Source organism: Streptomyces europaeiscabiei (genome assembly GCF_001550375.1).
GTDB classification, from domain to species: Bacteria; Actinomycetota; Actinomycetes; order Streptomycetales; family Streptomycetaceae; genus Streptomyces; species Streptomyces europaeiscabiei.
Window position 1 is genome coordinate 1 of sequence record NZ_LRTR01000090.1, and the last position, 612, is coordinate 612.

At 77.3% G+C, this 612-nt stretch carries 1 protein-coding gene; it reads right to left on the reverse strand.

The genetic code is table 11. The annotated features are described in order from the left end of the window. Window positions 1-162: 162 nt before the first annotated feature. Window positions 163-612 (reverse strand): phosphotransferase (locus AWZ10_RS04010; RefSeq protein WP_159058209.1); only part of this gene is annotated, 450 nt, incomplete at its 5' end.

The following is a 612-nucleotide window of genomic DNA, read 5'->3' on the forward strand; positions in this document are numbered from 1 at the left end:
CGTGCCGCCCCAGCGGCACGGGTGGGCGCAGTCACGCGGACGGGCGAGCGGGCCGGCGCCGAAGGGGCGCAGCCCCCTTAGGGGCGCGGGGAACTGCGCGATCAGCCACATCCCACCCGCGGTCGCCCCCCGACACACGGCCCCGAGCCATCAGGCGCCCCCTCAGTCCTCACCCCGCAGATCCGTCACCCGCTCCAGCAGAATCGCCTCCCACGTCCGCCGCAGCCGATCCCGAAGCACCGGAAGTGGCGTGGCGCCCCGCCCCCGCAACCCCTCCGCGAGAGCGACGACCGTGTCGCAGCGGGCGAGCCAGAGGCCGCGCAGACAGGGGCGGGCGCCGTAACCCGCGAGGGTGGCCGCACGGACGGCGGCCGGGGAGCCGACGGCCGTGGCGAGGCAGGCGATGTCCTCGGCGGGGTCACCGATGACCGCGTCGGTCCAGTCGAGGACGCCACGGACCCGGCCGTCCGCGCTCACCACGAGGTGGTCGCCCGTCAGCCCGTGGTGGACCAGCACCGCGCCCGGCGCCGTCAGCTGCGCGGCACTCGCGGACGTCAGCTGCCCGAGCCGCCCCGCGTCGAACTCGTCGGCCTCGGCGAGCAGCCGGGCCGC